Genomic DNA, 20,142 nt, shown 5'->3' with positions numbered 1-20,142 from the left:
CTCCGCCGGACAGGCCCCAGGTCACCCCGCTACGCCCGCGCCTTCGCAGCCGCGCCCGCCCAGTGGCACGCCACCTGTGTCTGCCCGCCGCCCGCGAGCACCGGCAGGTCCTTCGTACGGCACGCGTCCGCGACACCCGCCCGCTCGGCCTCGCCCGAGGCCAGCACCTGGCAGCGGGCATGGAACCGGCACCCGGACGGCACCCTGGACGGGTCCGGCGGCTCACCGGTCAGAATCACCGGATCGCCCCCGGCCTCCGGCAGCACCGACAACAGCGCCTGGGTGTACGGGTGCTGCGGAGCTGTCAGGATCTGCTCCACCTCGCCCGTCTCCACGATCCGCCCGAGGTACATCACCGCGACCCGGTCGGCGATGTTCCACGCCAGGCCGAGGTCGTGCGTGACCACCAGAGCGGACAGACCCAGTTCGTCCCGCAGCCGCAGCAGCAGGGCCAGGATCTCGCCGCGCACCGAAGCGTCCAGCGAGGCCACCGGCTCGTCGGCCACGATGAGTTCCGGCTCCAGCACGAGCGCGCCCGCGATCACGACCCGCTGGCGCTGACCGCCCGACAGTTCGTGCGGATAGCGCAGGAAGAACCGCTCGGGAGGCCGTAGCCCCGCCCGCGACAGCGCCTCGGCCACCGCCGCCCGCTCGTCCCCCGCGTACCCGTGGATCCGCAGACCCTCGGCGACGGCGTCGTACACCGTGTGCCTCGGGTTGAGCGAACCGCTGGGGTCCTGGAGCACCAGCTGGACCCGCTTGCGGTACGCCTTCAGTGCCCGGCTCGCATAGTCGAGCGGCTGCCCCCCGAAGGTCACCTGCCCGGACGTCGGCGGGACCAGACCCAGCAGCGAACGCGCCAGCGTCGTCTTGCCGCAGCCCGACTCGCCGACCAGGGCGACGATCTCGCCGGGCCGGATGTCCAGATCGACGCTGTCCACGGCACGCGCCGGGGCAGCCCCGCGCCGGCCGGGGAAGGTGACGTTCAGCCCCTGGGCGCTGAGCAGGGGAGTGGTGGTGGTCATGATGTGCTCCTTGCTTCCTCGGCACCCGGCCGGGCCGGAGCCGCGGCCGCCCCCGGCTCCAGCAGCACACAGGCGGCCCGCCGCTGTGGCCCCGCGTCCCGCAGCTCCTGGTCCTGCGTCGTGCAGGAGTCCAGGGCCACCGGGCAGCGCGGGTGGAAGGTGCAGCCGCCGGGCAGCGCCGACGGGTCCGGCGGATCGCCGGGCAGTCCGCGGGGCGCGAACCGGGAGGCCGGGTCGCCGATGCGCGGAAAGGCGCCGGACAGGGCTTTGCCGTACGGGTGGTGCGCGTTCTCGTAGACCTCGGACGCCGGGCCCTCCTCCACGACCCGGCCCGCGTACATCACCGCGAGCCGGTCGCAGGTGTCCGAGAGCACCGCGAGGTCATGGCTGATCATGATCAGGCCGAGGTCCTGCTCGGACACGAACTGCTCGATCAGCCGCAGGATCTGGGCCTGGATCATCACATCGAGAGCCGTGGTGGGCTCGTCCGCGATGATCAGGCCCGGATCGCAGGCCAGCGCCATCGCGATCATCACGCGCTGCCGCTGCCCGCCGGAGAGCTCGTGCGGATAGGCGTTCGCGCGGGCGGCCGGCAGCCCCACCTGTTCCAGGAGTTCACCGGCCTTCTTCGCCGCCCCGGCCTGCGTCGCCTTCTTGTGCAGCAGGATCGGCTCGGCGATCTGCTCCCCGATGCGGTGCACCGCGTTGAGCGAGTGCATCGCACCCTGGAACACGATCGATGCCCCCGCCCAGCGCACCGCCCTGACCTGGCCCCACTTCATGGTGAGGACGTCCTCGCCGTTCAGCAGGATCTGGCCGGAGACCTTCGTCCCGGCGGGCAGCAGCCGCAGCAGCGCGAGCGCCAGCGTCGACTTCCCGCATCCGGACTCACCGGCGATGCCGAGCTTCTGCCCCGCGTCGACGGTGAGGTTCACGCCACGGACGGCCTGCGCTCCACCGGTGTACGTCACCGTGAGGTCCCGTACGTCGAGAAGCGGCGTCTTCTGGATGCTCGTCGTACTCAACGGGCCACCCCCAGCTTGGGATTGAGGACGGACTCGATGGCGCGGCCGCACAGCGTGAACGACAGGGCCACCACGGCGATGGCGATCCCGGGCGGTGCCAGGTACCACCAGTCGCCCGCGCTCACCGCGCCCGCCTCGCGGGCGTCCTGGAGCATGCCGCCCCAGGAGGTGGTGGTCGGGTCGCTCAGGCCGAGGAAGGCCAGCGTGGCCTCGGTGAGGATCGCGCTGGAGATCACCAGCGTGGTCTGCGCCAGCACCAGCGGCATCACGTTCGGCAGCACGTGCCGGACCATGATGTGCCCGTGGCCGCCGCCCAGGGCGCGGGCGCGCTCGATGTACGGGCGGGACTCCACGGCAAGGGTCTGGGCACGGACCAGCCGGGCCGTGGTCGGCCAGGTCGTGACGCCGATCGCGATGACGACCGTCCACATCGAGCGGTCCATCACGGTGGCGAGCGCGATCGCGAGGACCAGGGTCGGCATCACCAGGAACCAGTCGGTGACCCGCATCAGGACCGTCGAGTACCAGCCGTGGAAGTGCCCCGCGACGATACCGACGACCGTACCGATGGCGACGCACAGGAACGCCGCGAGCAGGCCGACCGTCAGCGAGACCCTGGTGCCCCACACCAGCAGCGCCAGCACACTGCGGCCGAACTGGTCGGTGCCGAGCGGGAATTTGCCGCTCGGCGACTCCAGCGCGCCACCGGGGGCGCTGGTGACGCTCTGCGAGTCGGCCCCGACGAGCTGCGGCGCGAACACGGCGACGAGCGCGATCAGGACGAGCGCGCCCAGACCCCACAGTCCGCTCCGGTGGCCGCGGTACTCCCGCCAGAAGCGGGCGGCGGACCGGCGCTTGCGCGCGCGGGCCAGAGCGCGCGGATTCTGCGCGGGCTCCGCCTTCGTGGGCGTGGGCATGGATTCGGTCGTCATCGGCCCACCCGGGGATCGAGCAGCGGATAGAGCACATCGGCAAGGGTGTTCGCCAGGATCACCGCGGTGGCGAAGACGAAGAACAGCCCTTGCACGAGCGGGAGATCGGGCACGCTGAGCGCCTCGTAGAAGAGGCCGCCGAGGCCCGGCCAGGAGAACACCGTCTCGACCAGGATCTGTCCGGCGACCACATGCCCGAGGTTCACGAACATCAGGGTGAAGGTCGGCAGCATCGCGTTCGGCACGGCGTGCTTGCGGCGCACGACGTCGTCCCGCAGCCCCTTCGCGCGGGCAGTCGTCAGATAGTCGCTGCCCATCTCGTCGAGCAGCGAGGAGCGCATCACCAGGAGCGTCTGCGCGTATCCGACGGCGACCAGTGTGACCACCGGCAGGACCAGGTGGTGCGCCACGTCGAGGACGTAGGCGAAACCGGTCTCGTTGCCCGACTCCAGACCGCCCGTCGGGAACATCCCCGGGATCGGGCCGATGCCCACCGAGAAGACGATGATCAGCAGCAGGCCCAGCCAGAACGCCGGCACCGAGTAGAGCGTCAGCGCGAACGCGGTGTTGAATCGGTCGCTCTTGGAGCCGTTGCGCCAGGCGGTACGGGTGCCGAGCCAGATGCCGAGCGCGGTGTACAGGACGTACGACGTGCCGGTCAGGAGCAGGGTCGCCGGGAGCGCCTCGGTGATCTTGTCGATGACCGGCGCGTGGAACTGGAACGAGGTGCCGAAGTCGCCCGTGAGGGCGTCGCCGACGTAGCTCGTGAACTGCTGCCACATCGGCTGGTCGAGGCCGAACTGGCGCCGCAGCGACTGGAGTTGTTCCGCGGAAACGGGCCGGCCGCCCGTCATCTGCTTCACCGGGTCGCTGGGAATGAGCCGGAAGAGGAAGAAGCTGGTGACCAGGACCGCGAACAGCGAGACCGCTGCTCCCGCGATCTTGGCCGCCACGTATTGGAGGTAGGCCTTGGTGTTGCGCGCCCGTGGACCGCGGGCGGCCGACGGGCCGGCCGGAGCCGGGCCGTCGGTGTCCGCGTCCGCGATCTGCACGAGCGCCGGAGTGCTGTCAGCTGTCATGGGGAACTCTCGTTACTCGTGCTGCACGTGGAGGGGCCGGCCGGCGATGTGAATGTTCCCCGGCCGGTCCCTCTCGACCCGTCCGGGTGACTACTCGCGGTCGTCAGCCGTGTTGCGGCGGCGCCTCGCGATGAACAGCCCGCCACCGGCGAGCACCACGACCACCACGATGATGCCGATGACGACGCCGGTGGAGCTCGACCCGCCGGAGCTGTCCGAACTGCCGCCGGAAGCGGGAGCCGCCGACCACCAGCTCCAGTAACCGTCCTGGCCGTAGATGTTGCCGGCCGCCTCGGGCATGGTCTTGATCGACTTGATCTGGTCGGTGCGGTACGCCTCGACCGCGTTCGGGTACGCGATGACGCTCATGTACCCGGAGTCGTACAGCCACGACTGCATCTGGTTGACGATGCCGGCCCGCTTGGCCGGGTCGTACTCGGCGAGCTGCTTCTTGTAGAGCTCGTCGTACTGCTTGTCGCAGATGAAGTTGTCGGTGGCGGCGCTGTCCTTGGCCTTGGTCGGCAGCGCGGCACAGGTGTGGATGCCGAGGACGAAGTCGGGGTCCGGGTTGACGGACCAGCCGTCGAAGGCGAGGTCGTACTCACCGGCGTACCAGGGCACCGAGACGTTGTCGAGGCAGTCGACCTTCAGGCCGATGCCGAGCTTGCCCCACCACTCCTTGAGGTACTTGCCGGTCGCCTTGTCGTTCGGGTCCGTCGCGTGGCAGAGGATGCGCAGGTCGAGCGGCTTGCCGTCCTTGCCGACCCGCTGGTCGCCCTTGAGCTCGTAGCCCGCCTCGTCGAGCAGCTTGGCCGCCTTGGCCGGGTCGTACGCCAGGCTCTGTTCGGCGGTCGGCTGCCAGTGGTACGCGGAGAAGCGCGGCGGGATGTAGCCCTGGCCCTCGACCGCGTGGCCCTGGAAGACCTTGTCGATGATGGTCTTGCGGTCGATGGACAGGAAGAGGGCCTGGCGCACCTTCTGGTCGAGAAGGGCCTTGTTGCCGTTGCCGAACTTCTTGCCGTCCTTGGTCTGCGCGCCCGGGTTGGTGGCCAGCGCGAAGAAGCGGCGGCCCGGACCCTCGTTGACCTTGATGTTCTTGTCGCCCTTGAGGGACGCGGCCTGAGCGGGCGTCAGCGCGGGGGAGCCGGCGACGAAGGAGACCTCGCCCTTGCGCAGCGCGGCGACCGCGGTGTCCTGGTCCTTGTACGTCTTGAAGACCAGCTCGTCGAACTTCGGCTTGCCGCGCCAGAAGTCCTTGTTGGCCTTGAGCTTCACGTACTGGTCGACCTTGTAGTCGGTCACGACGAACGGCCCGTTGCCGACGATCGGGAACGTCTTGTCGTTGTTGAACTTGGAGAAGTCACCGACCTTCTCCCAGACGTGCTTCGGCACTATCGGCACATCGAGTGCCGCCATGGTGGCCTGCGGCTCCTTGAGCTCGATGACCAGCTGCGTGGGGCTGGGAGCCGTCACCTTCTTGAAGTTCGCGACGAAGTTGCCGTTGGCCTGCGCGGCGGCCTCGTCGGTCATCATCTTGTTGAAGGTCCAGGCCGCGTCCTCGGCGGTGGCCTGCTGCCCGTCCGACCACTTGGAGTCGGACCGGATGGTGTACGTCCAGGTCAACTTGTCCGCGGACGGCTCCCACTTGGTGGCGAGGCCGGGGATCGCGTGATTGTCCTTGGGGTCGTAGTTGGTGAGGAAGTCGTACATGAGCCGGGAGATGCTGGTGCTCATGAGCCGCTGAGCGAGGAACGGGCTCAGCGAGTCGACACTCTGTGCGACGGCGACGGTCAGCGTCGACTTTCCGCTGTCGGCGGCCTGCGCCTGCTGGGGCGCGGCACCGAGCGGCACACCCGGGACGATGGAACCGGCGGCCAGCGCCAGTGCGGCGGCACCGGAGGCCAGGAGAACACGCAGACGTGAGCGTGGCTGGGCGGAGCGTGGTGGAACTCTTTCGACCATGGTCAGGGACCTCGCGTCATGACTCGCACGGAGAAGGCGGGTTGATCTGTGGTTCGCCAGCTGGTGAAGCGAAGGTTTATCAGCGGGGGTCGAGCCGCGTCAACGGTCACCGAAACGGCGTGTGGGCTGCGGTAATACGCAGAGGGCCCGCACCGTGGAGACGGTGCGGGCCCTCATTGGTTTAGACCTCTGTTGCCTTACTGCTGAGGCGCTGGCGGCGGCTGCTGCGGCCAACCCACGGACGGTACGGGACCCTGCAGTTCGGGCGGAATCGGCTGTCCGGGTTGACCCGGCTGACCTGGCTGCTGCTGGTGAGGCGGCGGCGGTCCGGCCGGGCTCGCCGCGGACTGCGCCTGGGAGGGCAACGACTGCTGCCAGCCGTTCTGTTGCACTCCGGGACCGGGCTGAGGGGGGTACGGCTGCGGGGGCTGCTGCCCACCGTACGGCTGTTGCTGCGGCGGGTACGGCTGCTGCGGGGAGTACTGCTGCTGGCCGGGCATCGGCGGGGCGTACTGCGGGGGCGGGTTGGAGCCGTTCGACGTCCAGAGCCCCTGCTGCTGCTGGGCGCGCGCGAAGTCCTCCGCGACCATCGCGGAGAGGTTGAAGTACGCCTCGCGGGTCTTGGGTCGCATCATGTCGAGGTCGACCTCCGCACCGGCCGACAGGTGCTCGTCGAACGGTACGACGACCACGCCGCGGCAGCGCGTCTCGAAGTGCTGCACGATGTCATCGACCTTGATCATCTTGCCGGTCTCGCGGACACCCGAGATGACGGTGATGGAGCGCTGTACGAGCTCCGCGTACCCGTGCGCCGACAGCCAGTCCAGTGTGGTGGACGCGCTTGACGCACCGTCGACCGACGGCGTCGAGATGATGATCAGCTGGTCGGCGAGGTCCAGCACTCCGCGCATCGCGCTGTAGAGCAGACCGGTGCCCGAGTCGGTCAGGATGATCGGGTACTGCTTGCCCAGCACATCGATCGCGCGCCGGTAGTCCTCGTCGTTGAACGTCGTGGAGACCGCCGGGTCCACGTCGTTGGCGATGATCTCCAGACCGGAGGGCGCCTGCGAGGTGAAGCGGCGGATGTCCATGTACGAGTTGAGGTACGGGATCGCCTGGACCAGGTCACGGATGGTGGCCCCGGTCTCCCGGCGCACCCGGCGGCCGAGCGTGCCCGCGTCCGGGTTGGCGTCGATGGCGAGGATCTTGTCCTGCCGCTCGGTGGCCAGGGTCGAGCCGAGGGCGGTGGTCGTCGTGGTCTTGCCGACGCCGCCCTTGAGGCTGATGACCGCGATCCGGTAGCAGGACAGCACGGGCGTACGGATCAGATCGAGCTTGCGCTGCCGCTCGGCCTCCTCCTTCTTGCCGCCCAGCTTGAAACGGGCCGCGCTGGACGGCGTACGGCTGCTCTTCGCCTTCTGCTTGCCCCGGACGAGCCGGTCGGAGGAGAGTTCCACGGCCGCCGTGTACCCGAGCGGGGCGCCGGGCACGGAGCGCTCGCGCTGGTCGTGGGTGACCGGGGTCGGCCAGGCGGCGCCGGTCCGCGGGTCGACGGGCTGTCCCTGCTGTTGCTGCTGTGGCGGATGCTGGTGCGCGGGCGGCTGCGGGGCCACCTGCGCGGGCAGATTGGGTGCGCCCTGGACCGGCTGCTGGGGCGTCTGGGGGACCTGCGGCGGCAGCGGCATGCCCTGCTGCGCGGGCCACTGGGGTGTCTGGGGTGCCTGCGGCGGATGCGGCGCCTGGGGCGGATGGGGCGCTTGAGGAGGCTGCGGGAAGCCGTAACCGTCCTGCGGCGGCTGCGGTGCCTGCGGTGGCTGGGGCGCCTGGGAAGGCTGCGGGAATCCGTAACCGCCCTGCTCCGGTGCCTGCTGCGCGGGGGCGGCGGGCTGCTGCGGGAAGCCGTAACCGTCCTGCGGCGGCTGCGGTGCCTGCGGTGGCTGGGGCGCCTGGGAAGGCTGCGGGAATCCGTAACCGCCCTGCTCCGGTGCCTGCTGCGCGGGGGCGGCGGGCTGCTGTGGGAAGCCGTAACCGTCCTGCGGCGGCTGCGGTGCCTGCGGTGGCTGAGGCGCTCCGGCATGCGGGAATCCGTAGCCGCCGGGCGTCTGGTCGGCCGGAGTCCGGGCGGGCCACTGCGGCGCCGACTGGGGCGCGGAGGGCTGCGGCGCGGCGGGCTGGAAGGCGGGCGGCAGCGGCGGCAGACCGCCCTGCGGCGGCGCCGGCGTCCAGGGGGTCGGCATGGCGGGCGCCGGGGCGTCCTGCGGTGCGTTGGGAGGCGGTACGTCCTGGGGCGCCGCGTCCGTGACGGCGCCCGAGGGCGCGGCGCCCTCCGGTCCGTCGGCAGTACCGCTCGTGATGTCGCCCGGAGTCTCGGCAGGCGCCTTTGCGGCGGCACCGGAATCCGCGGCGGCAGCGCCGTCCGGCTCATCGGCGGAGTCCGCCGCCTGCGCGGAACCGGAACTGGGGGCTTCGCCCTCGTCCGCACCGTCAGCACCGGCTCCTGCGGAACCGGATCCCGAACTCGAGCCGTCCCCGTCCGCGTTCCTCGATGCCTCCTCGCGCTCCGCGATCTCCCGCTTCAGCGCGGCCGGTGAGAACCGCATGGTCGCGCCGCTCTCCACATCACCGCCCCCGAACGGGTCCGTCATCCCGTCGGGAGCCCCCGCCCCTGCCCCCTCCGCAGGAGCAGGAGCAGGAGCAGGAGCAGGAGCAGGAGCAGGAGCAGGAGCGGAGTCACCCGTTGCGGAATGAACGGGAGCCGGGGCCGGAGCCGGGGCCGGAGCCGGAGCCGGGGCCGGAATCGGAGCTGGTGCCGGAGCCGGTGCGGGCGGCGCCGGGGCCCAGTTGGGGTCGAAACCGCCCCCGGCCGGCGGCGCGGGCACGGACAACGGCGCCCCGCTGGGCGGCGGAGGCGGCGCCAGGTGCGATCCGGCACCGCCCGACGAGTCCCCCGGCGCGTTCTGCGTGTACCAGGCGGGCGGGGTGTAGTCGATGGTGAACTCACCCGTCATCTCGGCGGGCTCCGCGTCGGACGACTCGTCGACGGGCTTGTTCCAGCCCCCGCGGATCTCGTCCCGATCGCCGTTCACTTTGCCTCCTGGTGTGGTCGAGCACCCTTGTGCCTTGGTGGGTGGGGGCGACCGTTTCCGTCTTCCTAACCGCCCGGCTCTCCCCCCGGGACGCGCATCGCCTGCCCGCAGGTTCTTCTGCCGCGCCCGGACCCACCCTAATCGTCTCGGGGCTCGCTCCGGCAGGCCGTACGGCACCGCAAGAGCTGTCCCGTACATCACGCACTGCCCCCAAGTGAACCGAGTACGGCACAGCGTGAAGGGCGAAGCGGTCAAACTCGCACATCTATGTGCGGAATACCGAACGTTCCGTACAGGCCGCAAGTAAGCCGGCCCCCGTCAGTCCATCCGGCGCGCGCCACCCAGCAGCCCGGTCTCGGCGTCGGTCGCCTGGGTCATCACGAACTCCCGGTCGCGCCCCGAGCACCAGAGGGTGACCCCGTCCGCCAGCGTGGACAGTGCCTGAGTCTCGGCGGCCGGAAGATGCAGTATGCGACCGATCTGTGTGGCTTCGTCAGGAGATACCCGTTGGATGCCGACCAGGGCCGACTTCTCGATCAGCCTCGGCGCCACCGGACTCAGATACGGCAGCAGCGTCAGCACCGACTGCCAAGGCCCGGCCACGACCCGCCCGCGCGGTGGCCGCATGCCGCAGTCCCGCACCACGACCACCGGCGAACCCGCCGAGGGCCCCTGTGGTGGTACCCGCCCCACATCGTGCAGTGTGATGCACGGCTGACCGCCGCCCGCGGCGTGCGCGAGCCCCGTCCACGTCTGGGCCCGCCCGGTCTCCACGACGATCCGCGCACCGGTCGCGGCCGCCCGCAGTGCAAGCACCTGCGCCGTCCACAGCCCGCCGATCAGCGTGACGTCGTACGGAGCCGGCCGGTTGATCCCGAGCACGGCGGGGCGGCCATGGGCGTCCACGCCGATGACCATGCCGTCGTCACCGACGGGCAGGGCCAGCGACGCCAACTGGTCGAGCGAGACCGACTGCCGCTCGCGACGCGGACCGATCAGCCCGAAGCCGAGCCGGGCACGGGCGCTCGTGGGCACGGACATCAGCGGGTACCCCCGAGCGGCAGAGTGGCGAGCACACCGGGCAGCTGCTCGCGGTCGAGCCGTACCAGCGAGGTCCTGACCCCGCGGGCGGTGCGCTCCAACTCATGGCGGGCGCCCACCAGTTCCTCGTCGCTGCGCCCCGTGATCCGGATGTGCCCGGCGATCGAGACGCCCTGCCGCTCGCCGTGCCCCAGCGTGAGGCTGAAGGTGGTGGCGAGCGCCGGGATCGAGGTGAGCAGGGCGACGAGCTGCGGCATCGACGCACCGGCGCCACCACCGCTGCCGCCGAACTGCGGCCAGCGGCCCACCCAGTAGGTGGTGTGCCACCGGTCGTCGCAGCGCCAGGTCCGCGAGGTCTCCCCGGTGCGGCGTACCGGCGTCCCGCTCCGGCCGGCCTGCGCCATGGCCGGTGCACTGGCACAGACCGAGGTCGCGATCGCGGACGTCAACTCCTGCTCGGTCAGCACCGTCGCACGGAAGCCGGCTCCGGTCAGCCTGCTGGACAGCTGGTCGGCCGCGCGTACCACGCACTTCTGCGCCCCCGTGATGCCGCCGCCGCGCGCCTGTACGGCCTCCGGGCAGAGTTCCGGGTCCAGCTTGAGTGCGATCCAGGTGATCCGGACGGCGGGCGAACCCGTCTGGGCCTGCAGCGGCGCGTAGTTGCGTGCGGCGACGGACTGCTGGGGCAGATGCGGGGCGGGTGCGGGCTGGGTGTGCTGCACGATCTGCGCCGACTCCAGCCGGATGCCGTCGACTTCCAGAACATCCTGTACGAGCGCCAGCGGCAGCGGCTGCACGGACCGGTCCGGCCTGAGCGCCGAGGCGTCCGACTCCACCTGGAGGACGGCCGTGACGAACGTACCGTCACCGATCATCCCGACCGGCCGCCGGTCGCGGTCGCTGAACGAGTAGGTCCGCAACGCCGGATCGCACTCGACGACGGGTGCTATCCCCGGCTCCGTTCCCGCGGGCAGCTCCAGCGAACCGGCCCTGCGTGAACGTGCGCGCAGCGAGAGGACGGTGCCCAGCCACTCCGGAAGTGAACGGCGGTGTCTGCGCACGACGGCCAGCAGCACCAGCAGTGCGGCGACCACGACGGCCGGGGCCAGCAGCAGGGGTTCGATCACCCACGCCGCGAGCAGCAGCGCGGCCGCGGTCTCCAGCAGTACGAGTTGTTGCAATCGGAACGAACCGAGCTGCCCGGGGCGTCCGTTGAGCCGTGCGGAGGCCGACCCTCGGGTGCCCCGCGAAGAGCCGCGGGAGGCCGGTGGGCCACCGGCCGGAGGAGCTGTGGAGACCGTTGTGTTCCCGGCCGGACGTGTCCGTGTCGCGGAAGCCGTCATTCCGGCATTCCCCCGTTCATTAGGCCCCAACTCCACCCGTATTCCGCCTGCCCGCACGGAGCTTCGGCGGCTGGATCACCCTACCCGCCCCACCACCGCTCGCGGTCAGCAGGCATAGTAGGGGGCCGGTCCGGCACCCAGGTCCGGCATCGCGGGCCCGGCACAGGGGCCAGGGATGCGACCGCCCCCGGTGCCGCGCGGGGAGACACGGGAGAAAAGCGACTCATGGCATCACGGCGGGATGAGCTCAACGCATACACCTTTGCGAAGAAACGCACGGTGGCGGCATTCCTCCAACCCTCGCCCACCGGCACCGAGGAGGGCGCCCCGCGGCCGTTGCGAGCGGTCCTGCCGAGCGTGGTCGTCGGTGCGCTGATCCTCGCGGGCTTCGGCGCCTTCGGCATGTTCAAGCCCACTGCGCCCAAGGGCTGGGACAAGCCCGGCACCAACGTGATCGTCGGCAAGAAGTCCACCACCCGCTATGTCGTGCTCACCACCGGCAAGGGCAAGAAGAAAAAGACCCTGCTGCACCCCGTGCTCAACCTCGCCTCGGCCCGACTGCTCCTCAACCCGCAGAACTACGACGTCATCCAGGTCGCCGACGAGGTCCTGGACGCGGGCAAGCCCCCGCGCGGGCCGATCCTCGGCATTCCGTACGCCCCCGACCGGCTGCCCGAGGCGAAGGACGCCGGGACGGCCAAGCGATGGGCCGTCTGCGTACAGCCCGGCGGCAAGGGCAACACCGTGCAGAAGGCCGCCTTCGTCTTCGGCGAACGCGACAACAAGCTGACCGAGGGCAGCAAGAAGCTCAGCGGCGGCCAGGTGCTCTACGTCCAGGGCCAGGACCGGGCCCGCTATCTCGTCGATGCGAACGGCACCAAGTACCGCATCGCCGAGACCGCCGCCGACAGCGGCCATCTGACCAACGCGCTGGTCGGCAGCAGGCAGCCGCAGTCCGTCACCGACGACTGGCTGGCCACCCTGCACGACGGCAGCCCGATCGTCTTCCCGCAGATCCCTGGGACCATCGGCGCCCCGGCACATGTCGAAGGACAGCTCTCCACCGAGGAGAACAAGGTCGGCATGGTCCTCAGGACCAGGACCGGCGAAGGCACCAGTTACTACGTCGTGCTCGACAAAAAGGTCCAGCCCGTCTCCGAGTTCACCGCCTGGCTGCTGATCAACTCCCCGCAGACGGCCGAGCTGAACCTGGACAGCGAGGCACACGCCGTCGGCCTGCAGGACTTCGTACCCGACGCCGCGACCTTCACCGGCCAGGCCGCACACTGGCCGGCCCACAAGACCGACCCCCCGGTGAATGCCGCCGAGGGCGGCAGCGCCAGCCGCGACACCGTCTGCAGCGTGCTGCGCAAGGTCGACAGCTCGGGCCGGACCACCCTGAGCACCTGGGCGAGTACCGCGTATCCCGCCTCCATCGCCGCCGGTGGCACCAGCACCTACGTCACCCCCGGCAGCGGTCTGCTCTACACCCAGGTCCGCGGCGAACAGACCAGCCCCGACGGATCGCTCTTCCTGGTGACCGACACCGGACTGCGGTACGCGGTCCAGGCGAACGGCGACAGCGATGCCGGCCGCTCCGACATCGGCACCGGTGACGAGCAGAAGCAGTCGGATGGCCGCCCCGAGCCCAGCCAGGCGCAGAGCAGGCTCGGATACGAGAAGGTGACGCCCGCCCTGGTACCGATCGCCTGGTCGGACTTCCTGTCCAAGGGCCCCCGGCTCGACACCAACAGCGCCCGCCAGCCCCAGGGTTCATGACGTTCCGGCGCACCGCAGGCAGAGCAGGGTACGGGGGAGAGGAACAGATGTTGTACCGGAAGACGGTCCTCGCGGCGGCGGTCGTCGCCGCGCTGGCCGCACTGGCGGGGCCGGGGGCCGCGTACGCCGCCGAGAGCGCGCAGGGCACCGGCGATGTGGGCATAGACGGCAGCGGCGAATGCACCTTCCCGATGAAGCAGCAGTACGAGGGCCGCCCCTGGTCGCTGCAGCGCGTCCTGCTGGACGAACTGTGGCAGGACACCAAGGGCAAGGGGGTACGCGTCGCGGTCATCGACACCGGCGTGGACAACGTCAACCCGCAGCTCAAGACGGCCGTCGACACATCGGCGGGCGCCGACTACCTCAAGGGCGGCAAGAGCGACGGCACCGTCGACGAGGTCGGCCACGGCACCAAGGTCGCGGGCATCATCGCCGCCCGCCCCCGCAAGGGCACCGGATTCGTGGGACTGGCCCCCGAGGCCACGATCATCCCGATCCGCCAGAACGACGAGAAGAACAGCGGCAAGGACACCACGATGGCGACCGCGATCGACCATGCGATCGCCAAGGGCGCCGACGTCATCAACATTTCGCAGGACACGACGAAACCCCTGAATGAGACGTCCGCGCTGGGCAGAGCGGTGGCCAGGGCGCTCGCCAAGGACATCGTCGTGGTCGCCTCCGCGGGCAACGACGGCATGGACGGCAAACGGAAGCGCACCTACCCCGCGGCTTTCGACGGCGTCCTCGCCGTCGCCTCGTCCGACCGCAACAACGAACGCGCCCCCTTCTCCCAGGCCGGTGAGTTCGTCGGCGTCGCCGCACCGGGCGTCGACATCGTCTCCACCGTCCCGGGCAACGGCCAGTGCACCGACAACGGCACCAGCTTCTCCGCCCCGTACATCGCCGGGGTCGCCGCCCTGATGCGCGCCAAATACCCGAAGTGGACGGCGGCCCAGATCGTCGCCCGGATCGAGCAGACCGCCGAACGCTCTGTCACCGGCCATGACGACTTCGTCGGCTGGGGCGTCGTCGACCCGGTCCGCGCCCTGTCCGGCGACGACATCCCTCAGGACGCCCCGCATCCCGACCCGGCACCGCCCAGGGCGCCGGCCCCCGAGCCCGCGCACCTTTCCCTGACGGAGACTTCGCAGGAGCGCAGCGAGCGGTACGCCACCTACGCGCTGGCCGTGGCGGCCGTACTGGTCAGTGTGATTGCCGGAACTGCGACGGTCATCCGGGATGTCCGACGTCGGCGCGCTTCGCGGTGACACACCCGCCCGGTGGCGTGACTCTCTCCCCATGAACCACAGTTGGGGAGAGCTGACGAAGTGACTAGGGTGGTAACAGACTTCACGTGTGTGACGGGGGAACGAGAAGTGGCTGAATCCGATTTCGGATCGCGGGAATGCCGACGACGCGCTTTCCGGTCCCGCACTTTCCCCACTCCTTTGCCGGAGCACACGGGGGCAGGAAGAAGCCTGGCCGCACCATGCGGACAGGCCCGGGAACTGAGAGATAGGACCTCCGGATGACCAACCCCGCAGGCGGGTACGGGCTTGCCGACGATCGGATCGTCCAGGCGAAGAACCAGATCACCAAGACGGCCGGCGAGGTGTCCCGTGAGTCCAGGGAGCTCGCCGACATCCTCGCGACGGTCGGCGCCGGATGGACGGGCGTCGGTGCCTCGGGATTCACCTCCGCACAGATCATGATCAATGAGGACCACGACCAGATCCGCCGGCTTCTCAACGTCCTCCTCAACGCGGTGGTCAGCACGAAGGAACTCAGCAACGCCAACGACGAGGAGGTCCGTGCGGCCTTCAGCGCGGTCAAGGATCAGGCGCCGTCGGCCAACACCTCCGGGCTGAACAACGTCTGAGTCGCGCCGCACCCCCCTTCCGTACACGCTGAGCACCGAGGAGAAGACACATGGGGCATGACCCGAACACCAAGGTCAAGTACGAGAGCGTCCAGGAGATCGCGAACCGTATCCGTTCGGTGTCGCAGAAGATCGTCAACGACCTCGCGGAGATGGACAGCGCAATCAAGGTCGTCACCGACACCTGGGACGGTGAGGCCCACCAGGAATACCTGAACCTCCAGCGCAAGTACAAGGAGAGGGCGGACCACATGAAGAACCGCCTGGAGCAGGTCGCGAAGATCATCGAATCCGGCAAGGACAGCTACCGCGCCACGGACCTCAAGGCTTCGCGCGCGTTCACCGAGGCGTACTGACCGCCCGCAAGAGCACCGAAAGAGGGGCACGCTCCGACGAGCGTGCCCCTCTTTCGGTGTGCCACAACGACTACTTCAGGTCGAACTCGCCGTCCCGCGCCCCCAGGACGAAGGCCCGCCACTCGGCCTCGGTATAGCGCAGCACGGTCTCGGGATCCAGCGAGGACCGCATCGCCACCGCGCCGCCCGGCAGATGCGCGATCTCGACGCGCTCCTCGGCCTCTTCGGTACCGGGCGCACTCAGCCACTCCACCCCCGAGATGTCGAGTGCGTACAGCTCGTCCTTCTCCGCTTGCGTGCCCATCAGGTGCCTTTCCTCTCCTGCGGCGGAACGTGTTCGTCGCCCGCGAGCACACTATCCCCGCTCGCGCGCCCCGCAGTCCCGGTGTTTACAGCTTCCGTACCACGGTGGTAGAGACCGCCCACCCCGCATCCGGACGCACTGCTGGACCGGTACGCTCCGCCGAGCACCCGCTTCGTCAGCCCGTCGCGGCCCGCCCGGTCTCCTGCTCTGGTCCTGACCGGCGAACACCATGGTGTCCGTGACCGCGGTCCGGGTACGGAACGACTCCCGGCCCCGGCGGCTCAGTTCTGCTCCGGCAACCGCCCGATCTGCACCAGCGGGTTCCCCCGGCGCCGCGAGGCGAAGTACCCCCGGCCAGGCGGCATCGCATGCCCGCGCACCGAACCGATCAGATCGCCCTCGGACGGGTCGCCGGACAGCACCACACCCTGCGCCCCCAGCTCCTTGATGCGCTGCATGAACGCCTCGTACATCGACCGCGAGGCCCCGGCGGAGTTGCGCGCGATGACGAAGCGGACCCCGGTGTCCCGGGCGAACGGAAGATACTCCGCCAGCGGGGCCAGCGGGTTGCCCGCGTTGGTCGCCACCAGGTCGTAGTCGTCGACGATGATGAAGATCTGCGGACCGGTCCACCAACTGCGGTCGCGCAACTGCTGCGGCGTGACATCCGTCGGCGGCTGCCGTCGTGCGAACACCCCGGCCAGCGCCTCCATGTGCATCTGCATCGAGCTCGCCATCGGCGCGTACTCCAGCAGATGCCCCTCCGGCAGCGCACCCAGCAGCCCCCGCCGATAGTCACCGACGACGAGCTTCGCCTCGTCGGGGGAGTAGCGCTCCGCGATCTGCTTCGCGATCAGCCGCAGCAGATTGGTCTTGCCCGATTCGCTCTCCCCGAAGACCAGGAAGAACGGATCGGTCTCGAAGTCGACGAACACCGGCTCCAGATCGGTCTCGTCGATACCGATCGCGATGCCTCGCTGCGGGAACTCGAAGCCCTTCGGCAGATGATCGGCCGGCAGCTTGCGCGGCAGCAGCCGTACGGCCGGCGCCGCGGGACCCGCCCAGTTCGCCTTCACCGACCCGACGAACGCGGCCGTACCGTCGGAGAGATCCGCGGCGCTGCTGGAGGAGTCGATACGCGGCAGCGCCGCCATGAAGTGCAGCTTCTGCGGCACCTGACCCCGGCCCGGGACACCCGCGGGAACATTGGCCGCGACCTTGCGGTCGAACTCGGAGTCCATGACGTCACCGAGCCGCAGTTCCAGCCGGCCGAGGACCTGGTCCTTCAGTGCGGCCCGCACCTCCATGTAGCGGGCGGCCGTGATGACTACATGGATGCCGTAGCCGAGCCCGCGCGCGGCGATGTCGGTGACGACCTGCTCCAGCATCTCGTACTCGGAACGGAAGCCGCCCCAGCCGTCCACCACCAGGAAGACATCGCCCCACGCCTCGCCGGGCAGTTCACCCAGGGCACGCTTGCGCCGGTAGGTGGCGATGGAGTCGATGGAGTGGGCGCGGAAGAACTCCTCACGCCGGTTCAGCACACCGGCGACCTCGGCGACCGTACGCCGCACCCGTTCCGGGTCCAGCCGGGAGGCCATCCCGCCGACATGCGGCAGTTCCGCCAGCGAGACCAGACCGCCACCACCGAAGTCCAGTCCGTAGAACTGCACTTCGTGCGGGGTGTGGGTGAGGGCGAACGACGAGATGAGCGTCCGTACCAGCGTCGATTTGCCGGACTGCGGCCCGCCGACGACCATCATGTGGCCCGCCGCACCCGAGAAGTCCTGGTAAAGCACCTCGCGCCGCTGCTCGAAGGGCTTGTCGATCAGCCCGAGCGGCACCGTCAGCCCGCCCGGACGGGTGTACTCCGTCGCCGTGAACCCGCGCTCGGCGGTCGGCGCGAGCCCCGGCAGCAGCTGGTCCAGCGTCGGCGCCCGGTCCAGCGGCGGCAGCCACACCTGATGGGCGGGCACCCCCTGCCCCTCCAGGCGACGCACGATCACATCGAGCACCGTGTCGGCGAGCGCATCGTCCTCCGCGCTCGTCCGCGACGCCACCAGATGCGCCGGATCGGGCGCCGCGTACACCACCGGCACCGGAAGCGCGCTGAACACCGCGGGCCGCCGGTCGATCGGCAGCGCCCCCACCGACAGATCGGGACCGCCGGTGCGGTACGTCCCCGACACATACGCCGCCTTGAACCGCGTCATCTCGTCCGTACCGAACTTCAGATAGCCGGAACCGGGCACCGACGGCAGGTGGTACGCATCGGGCACACCCAGCGCCGTACGCGATTCGGCGGCGGAGAAGGTCCGCAGCCCGATCCGGTACGAGAGATATGTGTCGAGCCCGCGCAGCTTGCCCTCCTCCAGGCGCTGCGAGGCGAGCAGCAGATGCACACCCAGCGAACGCCCGATCCGGCCGATCTGGATGAACATGTCGATGAAGTCGGGCTTGGCGGTGAGGAGTTCGGAGAACTCGTCGATGACCAGGACGAGCGAGGCAAGCGGCTCCAGCGCCGCACCCGCCGCCCGCGCCTTCTCGTAGTCGTGGATGTTGGCGTAATTGCCGGCCGACCGCAGCAGCTCCTGCCGGCGCTGCAGCTCACCGCGGATCGCGTCCCCCATGCGGTCGACCAGCGTCAGGTCGTCCGCGAGGTTCGTGATGACGGCCGCCACATGCGGCATGTGCGACATCCCGGCGAACGTCGCACCACCCTTGAAGTCCGCGAGTACGAAGTTCAGCGTCTCCGAGGAGTGCGTGACCGCGAGCCCCAGCACCAGCGTCCGCAGCAGCTCCGACTTGCCGGAACCCGTGGCGCCGACACACAGCCCGTGTGGACCCATGCCCTCCTGCGCGGCCTCCTTCAGGTCCAGCATCACCGGCTGGCCGTCCTCGCCGACCCCGATCGGCACCCGGAGCCGTTCGGAGACCGACCGCGGCCGCCAGGTGCGCGCCACATCGACCGAACCCGCATCGCCCAGATTCAGCAGATCCGTGAAGTCCAGGTTGGCCAGCAGCGGTTCGTCGCCGTCGCCCCCGCCCATCCTGAGCGGCGCCAGCTGCCGGGCCAGCGCCTCGGCCGCGGGCAGCGACATCCCGTCCGGCACACCCTCGTACGCCAGCCCCGCACCCGACTCCAGCCGCAGCAGCCCCGGCCGCACCACCACGGAGAGACCGCCGCGCGGCTCGTCGAGCTCACCCGGCACCACCTCGACGATCGTCACACCCTGCAGGCCCTCGGCCGCCGCGAACAGCGAGTCCGGCGGCACCATCCCACCATCGAGAACCACCACGATGTGCGGCTGGTCCAGCAGCGGCTGACTCTCCCGGCCGAACCGCGGCCGCCCGTCGAGCCGGCTCGCCAGCAGCTGCTCCAGCTCGCCCAGATCATCACCGAACAGCCGCTTCGTACCGGCCCCGTCGACCTGCCCCGGCACCTGCAGATGCGGAAGCCACTTCGCCCACTCCCAGCGCGGCACCGCACCCCGCGCCGCGACGACAGCGACCATCAGATCCTCGGGGGAGTGCAGTGTCACCAACTGCGCGACCAGCGCCCGCGCCGCCGACTGTGCCGCCTCCGGCTGACCGGAGACCGTCACGTGGTAGAACGCCCGCATCGACACGGCCATCGGCAGCCCGTCCAACGACCCGTGCACGGCGAGGAACCGCTGCATCGCACCTGCGCACATCGGCTCCAGCTCATCCACCGGAGCGGTGTCGGGGGCGATCAGCGGGGTGGCCAGCTGCTGCGCCCCCAGACCGACCCGCACCTGCCCGAAGTCCTTGTCGCCGACGCGCCGTTCCCACACCCGGCTGCCCTCGGCGACCACCGACCACAACTGCTCGGGGGCAGGCTGCAGATACAGCTGTACGTCCCGCTGCTTGCGCGCCGTCCGGCGCACCGTACGCCGCGTCTGCGCCAGGTATTTGAGGTAGTCACGCCGGACATCTGCCATTTGCCCCTGCGTACCGCGGCGATGGCGGACAAGCTGCGCGACCACCATTCCGACGGTCGAGACAAGCATCAGAACACCCATGATCCGCATGAACGGATGGGCCTGGGGAGAGAAGAAGAAGACCACCGACGAACCCATGCCGAGCACCGGCAGGATCTGCATCAGCATGCCCTCCTGCTGCCCGCGGGGCAGTTCGGGAGGGGACTCCAACGTCAACTCGTCCATGGGGACTTCCGGCGGCAGGGCCCGCGGAGGTCGTTTCACGACGATCTGGCTCACCGAAACATCAATCCCTCGGTACGGACGGGCGGAAGACCGGCCGAACGTGCACCGAAGCCCCCGTGGCTGCCTTTGCTTGCGGACGTC

The 20,142-nt window shown here is 70.0% G+C and carries 14 protein-coding genes; 4 read left to right on the top strand and 10 right to left on the bottom strand.

The genetic code is table 11. From position 1 onward, the window contains the following. Positions 1-29 precede the first annotated feature (29 nt). The 8 genes from NRF20_RS12865 to eccE all read right to left on the bottom strand — a co-directional run bounded on the left by NRF20_RS12865 (position 30) and on the right by eccE (position 11,493). Complete coding sequence (locus NRF20_RS12865; protein ID WP_398633967.1) at positions 30-1,025, bottom strand: oligopeptide/dipeptide ABC transporter ATP-binding protein; 996 nt, start codon at positions 1,023-1,025, stop codon at positions 30-32. Beyond that, entirely contained in the window at positions 1,022-2,050 is a 1,029-nt protein-coding gene (locus NRF20_RS12860; protein WP_398633966.1) for an ABC transporter ATP-binding protein, read from the bottom strand. The genes NRF20_RS12865 and NRF20_RS12860 overlap by 4 nt, the downstream gene beginning before the upstream one ends. Continuing rightward, the gene (locus NRF20_RS12855) at positions 2,047-2,967 is read right to left on the bottom strand and encodes an ABC transporter permease (protein WP_398633965.1); all 921 of its coding nucleotides are present in this window, start codon (positions 2,965-2,967) and stop codon (positions 2,047-2,049) included. Before NRF20_RS12855 ends, NRF20_RS12860 begins: the two co-directional genes overlap by 4 nt. Positions 2,968-2,978: 11 nt before the next feature. Continuing rightward, positions 2,979-4,061, bottom strand: coding sequence for an ABC transporter permease (locus NRF20_RS12850; protein ID WP_398633964.1), 1,083 nt, complete (start codon positions 4,059-4,061; stop codon positions 2,979-2,981). Positions 4,062-4,151: 90 nt separating this feature from the next. Beyond that, positions 4,152-6,023 (bottom strand): ABC transporter substrate-binding protein, encoded by a 1,872-nt coding sequence (locus NRF20_RS12845; protein ID WP_398633963.1) that lies wholly within the window; start codon positions 6,021-6,023, stop codon positions 4,152-4,154. A gap of 197 nt (positions 6,024-6,220) precedes the next feature. Beyond that, positions 6,221-9,109: an SCO5717 family growth-regulating ATPase gene (locus NRF20_RS12840; RefSeq protein ID WP_413752597.1), complete on the bottom strand. Its 2,889-nt coding sequence runs from the start codon at positions 9,107-9,109 to the stop codon at positions 6,221-6,223. A gap of 318 nt (positions 9,110-9,427) precedes the next feature. Next, entirely contained in the window at positions 9,428-10,150 is a 723-nt protein-coding gene (locus tag NRF20_RS12835) for a hypothetical protein (protein WP_266357381.1), read from the bottom strand. Beyond that, a complete protein-coding gene (gene eccE, locus NRF20_RS12830; RefSeq protein ID WP_398633961.1) occupies positions 10,150-11,493 on the bottom strand; it encodes a type VII secretion protein EccE in 1,344 nt (447 codons plus the stop codon). The genes NRF20_RS12835 and eccE overlap by 1 nt, the downstream gene beginning before the upstream one ends. A gap of 225 nt (positions 11,494-11,718) precedes the next feature. On the opposite strand from eccE, the gene eccB reads away from it, so the two are divergent. From eccB to NRF20_RS12810, 4 genes are all read left to right on the top strand, one after another. Beyond that, complete coding sequence (eccB, locus tag NRF20_RS12825) at positions 11,719-13,272, top strand: type VII secretion protein EccB (protein ID WP_398633960.1); 1,554 nt, start codon at positions 11,719-11,721, stop codon at positions 13,270-13,272. Between the two features lie 47 nt (positions 13,273-13,319). Then, positions 13,320-14,543 (top strand): type VII secretion-associated serine protease mycosin, encoded by a 1,224-nt coding sequence (gene mycP, locus NRF20_RS12820; RefSeq protein ID WP_398633959.1) that lies wholly within the window; start codon positions 13,320-13,322, stop codon positions 14,541-14,543. Positions 14,544-14,803: 260 nt separating this feature from the next. Then, positions 14,804-15,154: a WXG100 family type VII secretion target gene (locus tag NRF20_RS12815; RefSeq protein ID WP_398633958.1), complete on the top strand. Its 351-nt coding sequence runs from the start codon at positions 14,804-14,806 to the stop codon at positions 15,152-15,154. A gap of 50 nt (positions 15,155-15,204) precedes the next feature. Continuing rightward, on the top strand, positions 15,205-15,510 hold the full coding sequence (locus NRF20_RS12810) for a WXG100 family type VII secretion target (RefSeq protein WP_398633957.1): 306 nt from the start codon (positions 15,205-15,207) through the stop codon (positions 15,508-15,510). A 70-nt stretch (positions 15,511-15,580) separates the two neighbouring features. Here the strand turns inward: NRF20_RS12810 and NRF20_RS12805 are convergent, their stop codons facing one another. Together NRF20_RS12805 and eccCa are read right to left on the bottom strand one after the other, a co-directional pair. Then, the gene (locus tag NRF20_RS12805; protein ID WP_093898771.1) at positions 15,581-15,814 is read right to left on the bottom strand and encodes a DUF397 domain-containing protein; all 234 of its coding nucleotides are present in this window, start codon (positions 15,812-15,814) and stop codon (positions 15,581-15,583) included. 281 nt (positions 15,815-16,095) lie between these two features. Further along, entirely contained in the window at positions 16,096-20,055 is a 3,960-nt protein-coding gene (gene eccCa, locus NRF20_RS12800; protein WP_398633956.1) for a type VII secretion protein EccCa, read from the bottom strand. Positions 20,056-20,142 lie beyond the last annotated feature (87 nt).

Origin of the sequence: Streptomyces sp. R-74717 (assembly GCF_047305335.1) — a bacterium.
Taxonomy (GTDB): domain Bacteria; phylum Actinomycetota; class Actinomycetes; order Streptomycetales; family Streptomycetaceae; genus Streptomyces; species Streptomyces atratus.
Note: the sequence above shows the minus strand (reverse complement) of the source record. Positions and strands in the feature narration are given on the sequence as shown.